The sequence below is a fragment of the Ruegeria arenilitoris genome (assembly GCF_013035425.1).
Classification (GTDB): domain Bacteria; phylum Pseudomonadota; class Alphaproteobacteria; order Rhodobacterales; family Rhodobacteraceae; genus Ruegeria; species Ruegeria arenilitoris_A.
The window spans coordinates 396,965-411,796 of the sequence record NZ_WQHX01000001.1 but is presented as its reverse complement, the minus strand read 5'-3'; the positions used below and the strand labels follow the sequence as shown (position 1 = coordinate 411,796).

Below are 14,832 nucleotides of genomic sequence, written 5' to 3'. Positions count from 1 at the left end.
ACTGCGTCCCGAGTTACAAGCAGTCTTCGAATCACTTTGGGGCCGGATAATGCAGATTCCTGCAAAACAAACTCCGCGCAGTTTTGGTAGAGTTAACTGGATGGGGCTTTCCACGCTAGCTAAACGGGAAACCCTGCGATTTCTCGTGGTTTGGACCCAGACGCTTCTGGCGCCATTGGTTACTGCTGGTTTGTTTCTGCTCATCTTCACAATAGCTATAGGTCCCGGTAGGCCCGATGTGATGGGAGTGCCCTTTCTTATTTTTCTGGCACCGGGAATAATGATGATGACGGTGATCCAGAACGCTTTCGCAAACACTTCGTCGTCGATGGTCATTGCCAAGGTGCAGGGCAATATCGTCGACACGTTGATGCCACCCCTATCGCCGCTCGAGATTCTTTTGGGATATCTGGCCGGAGCCATTTCACGTGGTGTTATGATCGCCCTTATCGTTGCGGTCGCCTTGGCTGTCGTTTTGGGCCTTGTCCCTCAGAACCCGCTTTTTTCCTTTGTATTTGTTATCCTTGGCGGCGCTTTCATGGGAGCGCTTGGGCTTTTTGCCGGAATATTCGCGAACAAGTTCGACCAGATGGCGGCCATAACCAATTTCATTGTAACTCCATTGGCTTTCCTGTCTGGGACGTTCTATTCGGTACAGGCTCTACCACCCGTTTTGAACAGAATTAGCCACGTGAATCCTGTGTTTTATCTGATCGACGGGCTTCGATATGGAATGATCGGCGTGTCTGACAGTTCACCATACCTGGGAACCGCTATCTGCATTTTTGCAACGTTTTTGGTGTGTGGAATCACCTGGCAGATGCTTCGCACTGGTTACCGGCTCAAGGCCTGACGCAATCTTGCCTCGCGCCAGACGAGTATGAAAGCTCCTGTCATGATGATGGCGGACCCAACCAGAGTAACCGGGTCGGGAATCACACCGAAGACTGTGAAATCATAACAAGCTGCAAAAATCAGAGTCGCATAGCTGATAGGTGCTACAAAAGATGCATCCGCCCGCGCCATCCCGTTGACGAAACAAGCCTGAGCGCAAGCCATCAAGAATCCAATTCCCGCCAACGCAATCCATTGTGCAGTTGTCGGCATCTGAAATACGAAACTCACCGCGACCGTGGCGATTGTCAGCCCCATCGCGTTGTTAATAAACAATATCTGGATCGGAATTTCGCGCCCCGAAAGCTTTTTGATGAAAATTAATTCCATTCCGATAACAGCAGCTGCTGCCAGAGCCAGCAGAGCGGCTGGCTGAAAACTGTCAGGTGTTGGTCGCAGCAGAATTAGTGCGCCGGAAAGCGCGACGGCGGCTGCCAGCCATCGCCAAGGGCCGACACCTTCTTTGAGCAACGGAATGGCGAGAACCATAGCGAAAATCGGGTTCAGAAATGAAATTGCGGTGGCGTCCGCGATTGGGATGAATGCGACCGATGCGAACATCAAGGTAATCCCTACCCAACCAAAACTCGTTCGTCCGATATGCAGACCCCAATGCGGGCGGCGCAATTCTGGCCGCAATAAAGCAACTGCAGTTACAATTACGAAAAACGCAAACAAAAAACGCCCGTGGCTAATTTGAAATGGATGCAAAGCCGGACCCAGAGCGTCAGTGCCGAGCGCCTTTGCTAACAACGTCGTTCCCGCAATAAATGCACTTGCAGCGAGAATCAGCAAAGCTGCTAAGGGTGGGTTTTGCGGCTTAGTTACAAACATGAGGTATCCGGTGCGTTAGCCTGTGGAAAATGGCAAGAGGGAATGTCACCTTGCTGATCGAATTTCGATCAACGTAATTTTCAGGGTTTTCACAGTGATCTGTTCTCGCTATACGGCGCGTCATGATCAAACACGCAAATATCCTGCTCCTTCGACGCCGACGCTTTGTTGCTTAATCGGCCCGTTTGATCTTTGTGTGCCATCAGAATATGGCACATTCCCAACCAAATCTGTTGACGAACCCGGCCTTTGTGTTTCACTCACAAGGCTTATCTTACCCGAAAGGATGATCCGATGATCCCGTCCGTTCTGCCTACTTACAATCGTGCGCCTCTAACATTCGTGAAGGGCGAGGGCGCTTGGCTGACCGAGGCAGATGGCCGACGTTTTCTGGATCTCGGCGCCGGCATTGCCGTCAACGCGCTGGGCCACGCCCATCCTGCCTTGGTGAATGCTTTGACAGAACAGGCGCATGCTCTTTGGCATGTATCGAATCTGTATCATATCCCCCAGCAAAAGATGCTGGCAGACAAGTTGGTAGAACACACATTCGCCGATACAGTGTTTTTCACCAATTCGGGTACGGAATCTTGCGAGCTGGCCGTCAAGATGGCTCGAAAGTTTTTTTATGACAAAAGCCAAACTGAACGTGTCGAGATTATCACGTTCGATGGTTCGTTCCACGGTCGGTCCTCGGCCGGGATAGCTGCAGCCGGTTCAGAGAAAATGACCAAGGGCTTCGGCCCGCTGCTGCCTGGTTTTGTTCATATCGCTTTCGGCGACTTGGACGGTGTCACAAACGCAATTACGGAAAAAACTGCGGCTATTATGATCGAGCCGATTCAAGGTGAAGGCGGAGTCCGTCCCGTTCCCGATAGAGAACTCAAAGCTCTGCGCCAGATTTGTGACGACAACGGTTTGCTGTTGATCCTTGATGAGGTCCAATGCGGCGTCGGTCGTACAGGCAAACTTTTTGCCCATGAATGGGCAGGTGTCACGCCGGACATCATGATGATCGCCAAGGGAATTGGTGGCGGGTTTCCCTTGGGCGCGGTATTGGCCACCGAAGACGCGGCCAGCGGTATGACTGCCGGAACGCATGGCTCGACCTATGGTGGCAATCCGTTAGGTTGTGCTGTGGGCTGCGCGGTAATCGATCAGGTTGCCACTCCGGCGTTTTTGGATGGCGTTAACCGCAAGGCAGGGCTGCTGCGGCAAAAACTGGAAGGCCTTATTGCCGATCATCCAGATGTGTTCGAAGAAGTGCGCGGCTCTGGCCTGATGCTGGGTTTGAAATGCAAGCCTAACAATCTTGATGTGGTCAACGCAGGATACGACAATGAGGTAATTACGGTGCCTGCAGCTGATAACGTGATCCGCCTCTTGCCGCCACTGACCTTGACCGAAGACGACATTGCGCAAGCGATGATACGCCTTGAAAAAGCAGCCAAGCAGATCGAATCCAGCCTGGCCACGGCCTGATCTTTTTCCTTTCTAAACTAAAATGTGAGATCGGATTATTGCCGTCCGCCAACAGTAAAAAGCGAAACGAAATGAATCACTTCCTAGATATTCACAAGACCGATGCAGCGGATTTGCGGTCAATGATCAATCAGGCAAGCACAATGAAACAGGCTCGTCTGGGACGGCCGAAGGCGGCACTTGATGACGATCAGCCGCTAAAGGACCGCATGGTGGCGTTAATATTCGAAAAGCCTTCGACACGGACCCGCGTTTCCTTCGACGTCGGTGTTCGTCAGATGGGCGGTCAGACAATGATGTTGTCGGGCAAGGACATGCAGTTGGGTCATGGCGAAAACATTGCCGACACTGCCCGGGTCTTGTCGCGCTATGTTGACATGATCATGATCCGAACATTTGACGAATCCATTCTTACGGAAATGGCGGAATACGCGGATGTGCCAGTTATCAACGGGCTGACGGACCGAACCCATCCTTGCCAGATAATGGCAGATGTTTTGACCTTTGAAGAGCATCGAGGTCCGATCGCGGGAAAGAAAGTTGTTTGGACCGGGGACGGTAACAATGTATGTGCCTCTTTTCTACATGCTGCTGGCCAATTCGGTTTTGACCTTACCTTCACCGGACCGGCTCAGTTTGACCCCGAAGAGGACTTCATGGGATTTGCACGGCAAAAGGGATCAAAAATCGTGATTGAGCGCGATCCCTATAAAGCCGTTGAAGGCGCAGATCTTGTCGTCGCGGACACTTGGGTTTCGATGCATGATTCTCAGTCTGCAAAGGAACGGCGGCACAATCTGCTAAGGCCATATCAGGTTAACGCGGATCTCATGTCCCATGCCAAATCTGATGCCCTGTTCATGCATTGCCTGCCTGCGCACCGCGAAGAAGAAGTGACGTCCGAGGTGATGGACGGGCCCAACTCGGTCATATTTGACGAGGCTGAAAACCGACTGCATGCGCAAAAGGCGGTAATGCGGTGGTGTCTTGGCGTTTGAAGAGGATCACTTCCCTCAACGCGACCAGATCATCCAAACACGCAGATCAGCGAGTGTTTTTACGCTGGCCACTAAGACCAATATGCAAAGCACAGTTTTGGTCATAATCTCCATCGTTCCCTCGATCAACATGGCGTGAACAATACCTCCAACCACGGTTACAGATGCCAGAAATGTATGAGCCAAACGCCACGTTTTGAAACGTATGCGCAAACGCCGACGCGCCAATGCAAGCGTGCCAGCCGCGAATATCGCCCACATCGCAATAACGCCCCAAGCTGAGAACGGAGTTGGGGATACGAACAGCAGCGCGTCGATTACATCTGGTGGGCTTGTGATCCACAGCCCTGTAACATGAATAACGACTGCCAGTACCAGAGCCACTCCAACCCATTTGTGCGTGGTTCGGCTGCGCTTCGGCGAAAGACCTGGCAATTTACCGCTGGCCAGTAAGGGCTGAAAAAGCAGCAGGACCATCCCAACGACCCCGGCAAATCCGGCCGTGATATAGATTGGTTGTCTCCAAGCTAGCAGCGGACTATTCGCAGCGGCGGCAATTGGCAGAATTGCTACTATTACCAACGCCGACCATGTTATGATCACGCGCATGCGTCGCATCTCTGATTATCCGTTGAAGTCAGATGGGTTGCAGGACGAAATGGGCAATCAGGGATTTGTCCTTGGCGCTGGGCATAATCGGCCGCAGGAAAACAGTCTCAAACTCACCACTGTCATAGGCAAGGTGTCCATGAGGTTGGCCAAACGCGGGGACAATCTGCGGCATCTCTAGACGAAACTCACCCTTGGCGTCAGTTAGCGTCGCGCCATGACTATGTGGATCTCGCTCATGACCTTCCGTCGTGTGGGCCCATATTTGAATGCGTTGCCCTGGTAGCGGGGCCCCATCTCCTGCGCGGCGGACGGTACCAGTCATCCAAAATCCTCCGCCTCCTATGCGATCCACAATGGGGGCACCGGGCCGGTAATTGTTGGATCCGCCGCGCATTGATGGCGTCGGGGCAAGACTGTTTGCCCTGGCAGGAACAAAAAACGAAGATGCTCCGGCTGTCAGCACAGCACCACCGGCGACCATGAAAGAACGACGAGTGAAAGGCGTATCAGTCATCAATAGGTCTCCTGCAATTCGCAAAATTTTAGCTCGGGTTGGCACGAGCCGCCGTCATCATGTTCTAAACATAGCACGCCCGAAACCAATTCCGAGCATCACCGGCAGAGAATTGCGCAATCGTTTGGCCGCGTGGAAGTCTGGCTTCGGCTTACATTTTCGAAAGTCTTTGACCCCCCGCAAGAGGGGATGCAAACCTCGGCTTTGTAAAACGTGATTGGAAAGGTCTTGAATTGAATACAGCTAGTCTTGTCTCACCCGAGGAAGTTGCAGCCTTTCAAAGAGACGGGGCCGTCGTTTTACGGTCGAAATTTTCTGCAGACTGGCTTTCTTTGCTACGCGAAGGCATAGACGCTGACCTGAAAACACCAACCGAAAATTTTACACGTCACACAAAGGACCCTTCTGCTCCCGCATATTTTGAGGACTACTGGGCTTGGAACAAGTTTTCGCAGTTTGAAAAATTTGTCCGGAATTCTCCTTGTGCAGCAATTGCGGCTGAATTGCTTAAGGCTGAATCTGTAAACCTTGTTATGGACAATTGGTTTCTGCGAGAGGCCGGATCAACGTCGCGCCCACCATTTCATCAGGATCTGTCTTATTTTGACTTCGAGGGCACGATGTGTGTCCTTTGGTTGCCGTTGGAACCGGTAACGAAGGAAAACGGGATTGCCTTCGTGCAAGGATCACATTTGTGGGACAAGCTTTTTATGCGAGTCCGGTTCGCGGATGGGCACCCAAGTTACGAACAAACCGAAGTCGCAGGTAAAACCTATTACGCGCCACCGGATATTAACGATAATCCAGACGCATATAATTTGCTGCAATGGGATATGGAGCTGGGGGATTGCATATTTTTCGATATGCGAACGCTTCACGGTGGTCTTTCTTCCACCACGCCTACCGAAACGGTACGTCGCTACACCTTAAGAATGACCGCGCCGGATGGTGTCATTCGATACCGCGGGGACTGGGCCAAGGATGAGCGTAAACAATTTGAAGCCGCTGGTTACCGCGAAGGAGACAGGATTTCAGGTCCATTTTTCCCTCAGCTTTGGCCCAAATAGAAGACCTAAGCCGGGATAAAGGAAACACGGAACTTCGATCAAGCCTCTTTGACTTCACTAACGCCGTCATGTGTTGCACCCAATCTGTGCATTGACGCACTTTTCAAGTGTTAAGAGTGACATATATCCTCGAATAGCGAACATTGAGCCAAATACTGCGCGGCTCCGACCAAGGGAGAAAAGGTATGAGTTGGAACCCGACCCACAACCCGGAATGTGTAAACGACAGTTCGGCGCTTGAAACACTGATTATCCCGCGCGCACGTGATTTGGGCGGGTTCGAGGTGCGGCGAGCGTTACCATCGGTTGATCGTCAATTAGTTGGTCCATTCATCTTTTTTGATCAGATGGGTCCCGCCGAATTCATAACCGAAGGTGGCCTTGACGTGCGCCCGCACCCGCATATTGGGCTGGGTACGGTAACCTATCTTTACAACGGAGAGTTCGAGCATCGCGACAGCCTTGGCACTCATCAGATGATCTACCCAGGTGAAGTCAATTGGATGGTCGCGGGTCGCGGGGTCACACATTCAGAACGCACCAGTGATGAAACGCGCGGTCATCGCCACAGTCTTTTTGGCATTCAAACTTGGATCGCACTGCCCGAGGCACACGAAGACATGGCCCCTGATTTTGAACACCACAAACAAGGCGCTTTGCCCAACATTCAGGATGCAGGTGTCAGCGCGCGGTTGATCCTTGGATCGGCTTATGGCGAAACCAGCCCAGTGACCATGATGTCAGAGACATTTTATCTTGATGTTCAGATGGAGCCGGACGCATCTTTTCCTTTGCCGGATGATCATGAAGATCGCGGAGTTTACGTCACCGAAGGGTCGGTGGAGATCGCCGGAGATATTTTTGAGGCCGGTCGCATGATGGTATTCCGCCCCGGGGATCGCCTGTCGGTCAAAGCCGGACCGGCCGGGGCGCGGTTAATGCTGTTAGGCGGGGCAACTATGAATGAGGACCGATATATCTGGTGGAACTTCGTTTCTTCTTCAAAGGAAAAAATCGAAACGGCAACACGGGAATGGAAAAAGGCCGATTGGGCAGCAGGAGCCTTTCAGCTTCCGCCGGGTGATGATCAGGAATTTATTCCGATCACAGAGGAACTCGAGCGCACCAAACCGCGACGAGCACGCTAAAGGCGATTTCGAAAACCCGCTTGCCCGACTGACCAAATTTGGCGACCCTCCAAACCAACGGGAGTGTCGCCATGAAGATTGTCATCGCCGGCGCGGGCAGCATCGGGTGTTATTGCGGTGGATTGCTGGCTGAAGTTGGGCACGAAGTCGCTCTATTGGGTCGTGCCAGAGTTCTTGACCCTATTCGGCAACACGGCCTGACAGTCACTGATTATTCAGGTCTGTATCGTCACATTTCACCTAAGGATTTGACACTGACTGAAGACGCCGTTTGTTTGCAGAGCGCAGAAATCGTTATTGTGACGGTAAAAACTGGCGCGACTGCGGAAATGGCTTCTTTGATCGTACAAAACGTGGCTGATCATGCACCAATACTTTCGTGGCAGAATGGTATGGAAAGCAGCCGCATTTTAAGACGTGAACTGCCTGATCATGATGTTCGGGCTGGTATGGTGCCTTTTAACGTCGTACCAGTCGACCCAGCCACATACCATCGCGCCTCCTCTGGCGAGATCATAATCCAAAGCGGTCCGGGCGAATTAGGAAAGTTGCTTGGCAGTGAATTGCAGCAAATTATTGAAAGCAACGACATAGAAGCCGTTCAATGGGGTAAGCTTCTGATCAATCTCAACAACGCACTGAACGCTTTATCCGGCCTAACGCTTCGGGAGCAGCTATTGAGCCGTCAGTGGCGACGCTTGTTGGCGGATCAAATGGTCGAAGCACTTACAGTACTTAAAGCCTCAGGAATCAAGGCGGCTTCGACAACACCATTGCCAGTTTGGGTCACGCCTTACATTCTTCGTCTTCCGACCCCGGTTTTTTCCCGCATAGCTGCGCGCATGTTGACAATCGATCCAACCGCGCGAACTTCGATGGCTCATGATTTCACGGCTTCACGTTCTACAGAAATCGACAGCTTGCAAGGAGAGGTAATTCGCCTTGGGGAAAAGGTCGGAGTCTCAACGCCGATTTGCCAGCGTGTCGCTGATCTAATTAAGAAAGGAAACTGCGAACCGATGAACCCGGATCAAGTTGTGCGAGATGATCCGGTTGTTTGAATTCACACTCGAAAGCGACTTCGCACCCGGTGCTCACATCGCATCCAATAGCTTGTAAAAAAATCCCCATCGGCCGATGGCAACACCATTGCGTTTCACACCTTGAGCTGAAGGACAGAATATAAGCTCAGACACTCAGCAAAAGGTCGCGCAGTTCCGGTTCCCGCACACGTTCGGCGGCAATCTTTGGTGATACCCAGGCGCGTTTCCTTTGAGCCATCTCGGGGAATTTGTCCGACAGCTTATCTACACTGATGTGGTAGACGCTGGTCAGAATTGGCTGAGAAGTGCCGTCGTTGAGGACTTTGTCATAAGTGAATTGACCAATTGGATCGGGATCAACTGTCTTTGCGCGCACTCCAGCCTCTTCCCAAGCTTCCTGTTGCGCGGTACCAGCCCCATCCAACCCATCAATCGGCCAACCTTTGGGTATTACCCAACGACCGGTGTCTCTGCTTGTAATAAGCAAAACCTCGGGCTGATTATTTGTGGTTCGCGTGCACAGGGCTGCGAACTGCACCTTTGGGGGGCGCAGGGAAAACGGTCTAGCAACCTTTTTCCATAGATTTCGCAGCCATTTAGACATTTTGATCCCTTCTTCGACGAAAGCGTCGTGGCCAGTCGTCGATAAATAGGCGTTTAAGGCCGGGTTCTCAACGATTATTTCGCATTGATTGTAAATTCTTATTATTATTTGGAAATTCGAAAAAATTTATTAACGGGTTGGCGAACATGTTCATTTAGTTCTTACGTGCTTTAGCACGCAGTGTCGGATCCGCTTGCGTCGGATCTTCGGGCCAGGGGTGTTTTGGATACTGGGCACGCATGTCTTTACGGACTTCCGCATAAGATCCGGTCCAAAACCCCGGCAAGTCACGGGTGATCTGGATCGGCCTTTGCGCAGGCGATAACAAAGTGATCTTTAAAGGTGTCCCGCCTACGATCGGATGCTTAGTAACTCCAAAGACTTCTTGCAGGCGAACCGCGATCTCAGGTGTCTCGCTGCCGTAATCTATCGGCACCTTCCGTCCCAATGGCGTTTCAAATGAACCCGGAGCGCGTCGGTCAAGCTCCTGAGTTTGACTCCAGTCCAGGCGCGACCTGAGCGCTGGCAAAAGGTCGAACCGCTTCCAGTCGTCAGCGTTCCTCACTCCGGACAGCATGGGTAAAAGCCAATCTTCAAGTGAGGCCATTAGCCCTTCGAGGGAAAAGTCAGGTAAGTCCACACCATCAGCGCGGACCAGTTCGACGCGTGCAGCCAACCGTGCCGCTGCACCGTTGAACCTCAATCCAAGGTCACGGACACCATCGAGCATCGCTTTTGCAACGATTTCTGGCGGTACATCTTTCCAAACACGTTCCTCCAGAGATATTGCACCAAACCGTTCTTTTCGACGGGCAATGACGCGACGCTCTCGTTTTGACCATTCACAACTGTTCGTCCACTCAATTTGATCCGCAAACAAGTCCCTGATCTCACCTTCAGAAATTCTGACGGCCATGCGAATTTTGGCTTCCCGTGGGTTTCCGTCTGTATCGACTGCCAGAATAAACGGAGCAGACGCCAACGGGTCGCTGGCGTCCAACACGGCGCCCTTGCCACCGGACAGGATATATCTTGGCATGTCGCCTTTGCGCCTTTGCCCGATACGATCAGGGTAGGCCATAGCTGCCATAGCTGCCGGAGACAATTTTTTGGTGCCCTTTTTTGAATGGGTTTCAAGGCGTCTGGTTTCTGCCTTTATTCGATCCAAAACGCCTTTGTTCGCAGGCCAGGGCCGGTTTTGTTGAAAAGTTTGCCGATTACGCAGCGCCTCAAGGCGCAACAAAAGGTCTGCCGGGGCACCTTTGAGCGGGTCCCTTTCGGCCAACAGGGCCGCTAACTGTGCAGCTTGGGTACCTGCACGCACCAGCATATGACCCAAACGCGGATGAAGCGGAAATGCCGCCAAAGCACGGCCATGATCCGTTATCCATCCCTTACCATCCAATGCACCCAACATCGTGAGCAGTGAACGAGACTCGGCCATTGCTCCTTCGGGTGGTTGCGTCAGAAATGAAAGCTCACTTGGTTCGGCTCCCCAGAGTGACAATTCAAGAACCAGTCCAGTTAGATCGGTTGCTTCGATTTCGGCGGGGGGAAAGGTAGCCAAAGCGCCTTCTTCTCCTTTCGACCATAGTCTATAGCAAATGCCCGAGGCCACCCGTCCCGCACGTCCCGCGCGTTGCGTTGCTTCGGCCCTTGTGACCCTTTCTGTGACCAGTCGCGACATGCCAGAGCCGGGATTGAACCGGGATCGACGCGCCTGGCCCATATCGACCACGACACGAACATCAGGAATGGTTAACGAGGTTTCAGCAATCGAAGTCGCCAAAACTACTTTTCTTCCATTTATCGAAGGGGAAATCGCCTTGCGTTGGTCCGCGAACGGCATTGCACCAAAAAGCGGGAAGACATCGCACTGAGCTGGCAATTGACTGCTCAACGCTGCTTCAGCTTGCCGTATTTCCCTTTCGCCCGGTAGGAAGGCCAAAATACTACCACCGGTCGCGCGCGTATTACGCTCCGCTTGAACGATCAGATCTGTAAACGCTTCCAACCGCCGTGCGCCTACGCCCAGAGGGTGGTTTAACCAACGAATATCTACTGGAAAGCTGCGGCCTTCGGATGTCACCAGCGGTGCGTTCATCAATTGCCCAACTGGTTCAGTGTCCAATGTTGCCGACATTACCAGCAGCATCAAATCTTCGCGCAAAGCGCCTGCAACTTCGAGGCAAAGAGCCAGCCCCAAATCAGCATTCAGGGATCGTTCGTGAAATTCATCGAAGATTACAGCGCCTACTCCGGGTAAATCAGGGTTAGATTGCAGCATCTGGGTCAGAATGCCCTCGGTAACAACTTCGATACGTGTTCCCTTGGAAACTTTTGACTCACCGCGTACCCTGTAGCCGACGGTTTTACCCATGGGTTCCCCAAGTGTTTCTGCCATACGCTCGGCAGCGGCTCGGGCGGCCAGGCGGCGCGGTTCAAGCATGACAATCCTGCCCTGGCAAAGGTCAGCCTGAAGCATAGCAAGGGGCACACGCGTAGTTTTACCAGCACCGGGCGGGGCCTGCAAAACGGCGCGACCGCGGGATTTCAGTGCCGATATCAATTCGGGCAGGACTTCATCGATCGGTAGGGTCGTCATGTCGGCTTTATCCGCCAACTGCAGCCATAGGTCCAGTTCCTGCTATTGGCTCAAATTCAAGGCCGTTTCACATAGCATACTCGTCTCAAACAATGACCGAACGTGCTCGCCAACCCTTTCGCCAGCAAATGAACGGAGACTGCGGATCCGGGTCGTAAAGGAAGCCACTGCCATTTCCCCCAGTTTGCCCCTAATCCTGTGCAGAACAATTTCAGGCCTCTATGGTCTGGACAAACGCCCCAGTGCAACGGCAATTAGTGATGTCGCAGGACATCGGGATTGACATGGACACAAAAAGCCTGAGTGACAGGATATTGAATCACGACCGCCGAGCGTTGGCTCGCGGCATAACGTTGGTCGAAAGTGCACGCGCTGATCACAGGTCGCAAGCCTCGGAATTGCTGGCCCGCTTGGCCGGGGCTGGTCGCCAGTCGTTGCGCATAGGTTTGTCAGGTACTCCGGGGGTGGGCAAATCCACCTTTATTGAAAGCTTTGGCATGATGTTGATTGGTCAGGGTCTTAAGGTCGCTGTGTTGGCGGTTGATCCGAGCTCTGCCAGATCGGGCGGCTCGATATTGGGCGACAAAACGCGCATGGAGCGGTTAAGCCGCGAGAAAAATGCGTTTATCCGACCCTCGCCAAGCCAAAGCCATTTGGGCGGCGTCGCCCGCCGCACCCGGGAAGCCATCGCTCTTTGCGAGGCTGCGGGTTACGACGTGGTGTTGATCGAAACTGTCGGTGTTGGTCAGTCTGAAACTGTCGTATCGGAGATGTCCGACTTGTTCCTTTTGCTTCTTGCACCCGCAGGTGGGGACGAATTGCAAGGCGTCAAGCGCGGCATCATGGAAATGGCCGACATGATTCTTGTGAATAAGGCAGACGGAGACCTTAAAGCGGCCGCCACACGTACCTGCGCAGATTATGCAGGAGCTTTACGGCTACTGCGCAAGCGCCCGCAAGACCCCGAGGACTTTCCTAAAGCAATGACCGTTTCGGCCGTGGAACAACACGGGTTAGACGCGGCATGGAAAGAGATGCAATCCCTTGTTCAGTGGCGTCGCGATAACGGCCATTGGCAGGCAAACCGAGCCGCGCAAGCCAAATATTGGTTCGATCAGGAAGTCCGCCATACCCTGTTGGCCCGCCTGGACACGGCAAAGGCCAAGGCTGACATGGATCGGTTGAAGGACGAAGTGGCGAGCGGTCGGCTTAGTCCGACAACTGCTGCAGAAAAGATGTTGGCGATGCTGAATTGATCAAACAAAAGTTCTATTTCCAAATGAATACAGGCGAACCATTCGCGTGAAGTGCCGACACCAAACATTGCCGGAAAGCAAACTTAAAGAATTCGCACTGTCTGTCTTGACCCTTTCGGCGATTCCCACTACACGCATCCAACCAGTTTTCGGGCGCGACTTCGGGTTGTGCCCCTTGTGATTTGGCCGAGGGTCTTGAGCCTGGCCTTCAGATACAAAGGAAGAAACAATGTCGCGCCGCTGCGAACTGACCGGAAAAGGCCCGATGACTGGCAACAATGTCAGCCACGCCAAAAACAGAACTCGTCGTCGTTTTTTGCCAAATTTAAACGATGTTACACTGCAATCTGAAACCCTCGGACGCGGTGTTAAACTGCGTATATCGGCGGCTGCCCTGCGCTCGGTTGACCACCGTGGCGGGTTGGACGCTTTCCTAGCCAAGGCCAAAGACGAAGAATTGTCGGATAACGCGCTTAAAGTGAAGAAGGAAATCGCTAAGGCGCAAGCGTCGGCCTGATCACCGATCTTACCGGATTTAGTGAGCCCTGTACCGTTCGGTGCAGGGTTTCTTTTTTATTTAGAAAGCTGATGATTTCGAACAGACAAAAATTCCCTAAAACGTGATGTTCTTCACATAAAGATCCCTCGAATTGAGTTATGTTTGTGGTTATTCCAATGGCGGAGACACATCGATGCCCAGAAAGTCGTTTCAATTTCTTCTGCTTGTACCGGCGTTTTTCAGCAAAGCTATCAGCACCTGCAGCCGAATGCAGCGGCGTGTTAACCGCCAGCATATCAGCCTGACCGTCGAATTAGATAAACGTCCCGGAACAGACGGTTGACGCAATGCCGCGGAGGGGTCATTCACGCTTGAAGGCCGGGGTTTCCCCGGCCTATATCCAACGCCAATATGATGGCTCTGCGACACATATTTCTACCTATTGCCCTGTCCGTTCTAATTGGACTAGCAGGCGTTGCCATGGCGATGTCACGTGGGCTGGATCGGACGGCGGCGCAGATTGTTCTGTGTACCGGAACAGGGCCTGTGGTTGTTTATGTAGACGATCAGGGCCAACCAACGCGACCTCCGCACTACTGTCCTGATTACTCCCTTACCCTTTTAGCGGCTCTTTTCGCTGAGTTTCCTTTGTTGCCGGGACCACCAGCCCGATCCGGTGGCGAGCCGGAGCGGGGTGTGTCCAGTTTGATTGCATCGGCCATACCGCTTCGACCGGCGAGGGCGCCTCCTAATTTCTTGTGACGAACGATCTCTGGAACAAACTATGGAATTTTAGGAGAGCTTTTATGTCGCTCAAATCTAACTTGCTGACTGCGATGATCTTTTCTGCACTTGGATCAATCGCCGTTGCCGACAGTTCAATCAAAGTAGATGATGCCTATGCCCGATCATCAAACAAACACGCCAAAGCCGGGGCAGCTTTTATGATGATAATAAATACCGGCGAGGAAGATGATCGTTTGATTGGTGCGATCTCTGACGCGGCCGACCGAGTCGAATTGCATACTCACAAAGTTGACGAAAACGGCGTAGCCAAGATGTTTCATGTCAAGGAAGGCTTCGTCATTCCTGCTGGTGAGACGTATGTTTTGCGGCGGGGAGGTGATCACGTGATGTTCATGGGGTTGACCAAGCCTTTTGAGCAGGATGCGACTGTTCCTGTCACACTTGTTTTCGAGCAGGCAGGAGAAGTCGAAATCGAAGTGCCTGTCGACCTGAACCGAAAGGGTAATGGTGCCAATTCGCATTGAACTGC

At 52.6% G+C, this 14,832-nt stretch carries 15 protein-coding genes; 10 read left to right on the top strand and 5 right to left on the bottom strand.

The window, feature by feature from the left end:
* The first annotated feature begins 49 nt into the window (after positions 1–49).
* Positions 50–853, top strand: coding sequence for an ABC transporter permease (locus GOV45_RS01985; protein WP_170473518.1), 804 nt, complete (start codon positions 50–52; stop codon positions 851–853).
* On the opposite strand, the gene GOV45_RS01980 is transcribed toward GOV45_RS01985, so the two are convergent.
* The gene (locus GOV45_RS01980) at positions 835–1,728 is read right to left on the bottom strand and encodes a DMT family transporter (protein WP_170473516.1); all 894 of its coding nucleotides are present in this window, start codon (positions 1,726–1,728) and stop codon (positions 835–837) included. The two genes, GOV45_RS01985 and GOV45_RS01980, sit on opposite strands and share 19 nt — an antisense overlap.
* A gap of 294 nt (positions 1,729–2,022) precedes the next feature.
* Here GOV45_RS01980 and GOV45_RS01975 point away from each other — a divergent pair, with 294 nt between their 5' ends.
* Positions 2,023–3,210 (top strand): aspartate aminotransferase family protein, encoded by a 1,188-nt coding sequence (locus tag GOV45_RS01975; RefSeq protein ID WP_170473514.1) that lies wholly within the window; start codon positions 2,023–2,025, stop codon positions 3,208–3,210.
* 71 nt (positions 3,211–3,281) lie between these two features.
* Positions 3,282–4,208, top strand: coding sequence for an ornithine carbamoyltransferase (gene argF, locus GOV45_RS01970; protein ID WP_170473511.1), 927 nt, complete (start codon positions 3,282–3,284; stop codon positions 4,206–4,208).
* Between the two features lie 15 nt (positions 4,209–4,223).
* Here argF and GOV45_RS01965 read toward each other — a convergent pair whose 3' ends face one another.
* Entirely contained in the window at positions 4,224–4,826 is a 603-nt protein-coding gene (locus GOV45_RS01965) for a ferric reductase-like transmembrane domain-containing protein (RefSeq protein WP_170473508.1), read from the bottom strand.
* Between the two features lie 19 nt (positions 4,827–4,845).
* Entirely contained in the window at positions 4,846–5,334 is a 489-nt protein-coding gene (locus tag GOV45_RS01960) for a twin-arginine translocation pathway signal (protein ID WP_170473505.1), read from the bottom strand.
* A gap of 233 nt (positions 5,335–5,567) precedes the next feature.
* Between GOV45_RS01960 and GOV45_RS01955 the strand changes: the two genes are divergently transcribed.
* From GOV45_RS01955 to GOV45_RS01945, 3 genes are all read left to right on the top strand, one after another.
* A complete protein-coding gene (locus GOV45_RS01955; protein WP_170473502.1) occupies positions 5,568–6,401 on the top strand; it encodes a phytanoyl-CoA dioxygenase family protein in 834 nt (277 codons plus the stop codon).
* A gap of 185 nt (positions 6,402–6,586) precedes the next feature.
* Entirely contained in the window at positions 6,587–7,549 is a 963-nt protein-coding gene (locus GOV45_RS01950; RefSeq protein WP_170473500.1) for a pirin family protein, read from the top strand.
* Between the two features lie 71 nt (positions 7,550–7,620).
* A complete protein-coding gene (locus tag GOV45_RS01945) occupies positions 7,621–8,610 on the top strand; it encodes a 2-dehydropantoate 2-reductase (protein ID WP_170473497.1) in 990 nt (329 codons plus the stop codon).
* Between the two features lie 127 nt (positions 8,611–8,737).
* Here GOV45_RS01945 and GOV45_RS01940 read toward each other — a convergent pair whose 3' ends face one another.
* The gene (locus GOV45_RS01940; RefSeq protein ID WP_170473494.1) at positions 8,738–9,196 is read right to left on the bottom strand and encodes an NUDIX hydrolase; all 459 of its coding nucleotides are present in this window, start codon (positions 9,194–9,196) and stop codon (positions 8,738–8,740) included.
* A gap of 154 nt (positions 9,197–9,350) precedes the next feature.
* Positions 9,351–11,801: an ATP-dependent helicase HrpB gene (gene hrpB / locus GOV45_RS01935; protein WP_170473491.1), complete on the bottom strand. Its 2,451-nt coding sequence runs from the start codon at positions 11,799–11,801 to the stop codon at positions 9,351–9,353.
* Between the two features lie 284 nt (positions 11,802–12,085).
* Here hrpB and meaB point away from each other — a divergent pair, with 284 nt between their 5' ends.
* The 4 genes from meaB to GOV45_RS01915 all read left to right on the top strand — a co-directional run bounded on the left by meaB (position 12,086) and on the right by GOV45_RS01915 (position 14,827).
* Positions 12,086–13,057: a methylmalonyl Co-A mutase-associated GTPase MeaB gene (gene meaB / locus GOV45_RS01930; RefSeq protein ID WP_170475332.1), complete on the top strand. Its 972-nt coding sequence runs from the start codon at positions 12,086–12,088 to the stop codon at positions 13,055–13,057.
* Positions 13,058–13,286: 229 nt separating this feature from the next.
* A complete protein-coding gene (gene rpmB / locus GOV45_RS01925) occupies positions 13,287–13,574 on the top strand; it encodes a 50S ribosomal protein L28 (RefSeq protein ID WP_170473488.1) in 288 nt (95 codons plus the stop codon).
* 396 nt (positions 13,575–13,970) lie between these two features.
* Positions 13,971–14,318 carry a hypothetical protein gene (locus GOV45_RS01920; protein WP_254447881.1) on the top strand — a complete coding sequence of 116 codons (348 nt, stop codon included), beginning with the start codon at positions 13,971–13,973 and terminating at the stop codon, positions 14,316–14,318.
* A gap of 44 nt (positions 14,319–14,362) precedes the next feature.
* Positions 14,363–14,827 (top strand): copper chaperone PCu(A)C, encoded by a 465-nt coding sequence (locus GOV45_RS01915; RefSeq protein WP_170473484.1) that lies wholly within the window; start codon positions 14,363–14,365, stop codon positions 14,825–14,827.
* Positions 14,828–14,832: the final 5 nt, after the last annotated feature.

Excerpts from the sequence above, each read along its gene's own strand:
- GOV45_RS01985 (WP_170473518.1), top strand. The coding sequence starts at position 50 with ATGCAGATTCCTGCAAAACAAACTCCGCGCAGTTTTGGTAGAGTTAAC.
- GOV45_RS01980 (WP_170473516.1), bottom strand. The coding sequence starts at position 1,728 with ATGTTTGTAACTAAGCCGCAAAACCCACCCTTAGCAGCTTTGCTGATT.
- GOV45_RS01975 (WP_170473514.1), top strand. The coding sequence starts at position 2,023 with ATGATCCCGTCCGTTCTGCCTACTTACAATCGTGCGCCTCTAACATTC.
- argF (WP_170473511.1), top strand. The coding sequence starts at position 3,282 with ATGAATCACTTCCTAGATATTCACAAGACCGATGCAGCGGATTTGCGG.
- GOV45_RS01965 (WP_170473508.1), bottom strand. The coding sequence starts at position 4,826 with ATGCGACGCATGCGCGTGATCATAACATGGTCGGCGTTGGTAATAGTA.
- GOV45_RS01960 (WP_170473505.1), bottom strand. The coding sequence starts at position 5,334 with ATGACTGATACGCCTTTCACTCGTCGTTCTTTCATGGTCGCCGGTGGT.
- GOV45_RS01950 (WP_170473500.1), top strand. The coding sequence starts at position 6,587 with ATGAGTTGGAACCCGACCCACAACCCGGAATGTGTAAACGACAGTTCG.
- GOV45_RS01945 (WP_170473497.1), top strand. The coding sequence starts at position 7,621 with ATGAAGATTGTCATCGCCGGCGCGGGCAGCATCGGGTGTTATTGCGGT.
- GOV45_RS01940 (WP_170473494.1), bottom strand. The coding sequence starts at position 9,196 with ATGTCTAAATGGCTGCGAAATCTATGGAAAAAGGTTGCTAGACCGTTT.
- hrpB (WP_170473491.1), bottom strand. The coding sequence starts at position 11,801 with ATGACGACCCTACCGATCGATGAAGTCCTGCCCGAATTGATATCGGCA.
- meaB (WP_170475332.1), top strand. The coding sequence starts at position 12,086 with ATGGACACAAAAAGCCTGAGTGACAGGATATTGAATCACGACCGCCGA.
- rpmB (WP_170473488.1), top strand. The coding sequence starts at position 13,287 with ATGTCGCGCCGCTGCGAACTGACCGGAAAAGGCCCGATGACTGGCAAC.
- GOV45_RS01920 (WP_254447881.1), top strand. The coding sequence starts at position 13,971 with ATGGCTCTGCGACACATATTTCTACCTATTGCCCTGTCCGTTCTAATT.
- GOV45_RS01915 (WP_170473484.1), top strand. The coding sequence starts at position 14,363 with ATGTCGCTCAAATCTAACTTGCTGACTGCGATGATCTTTTCTGCACTT.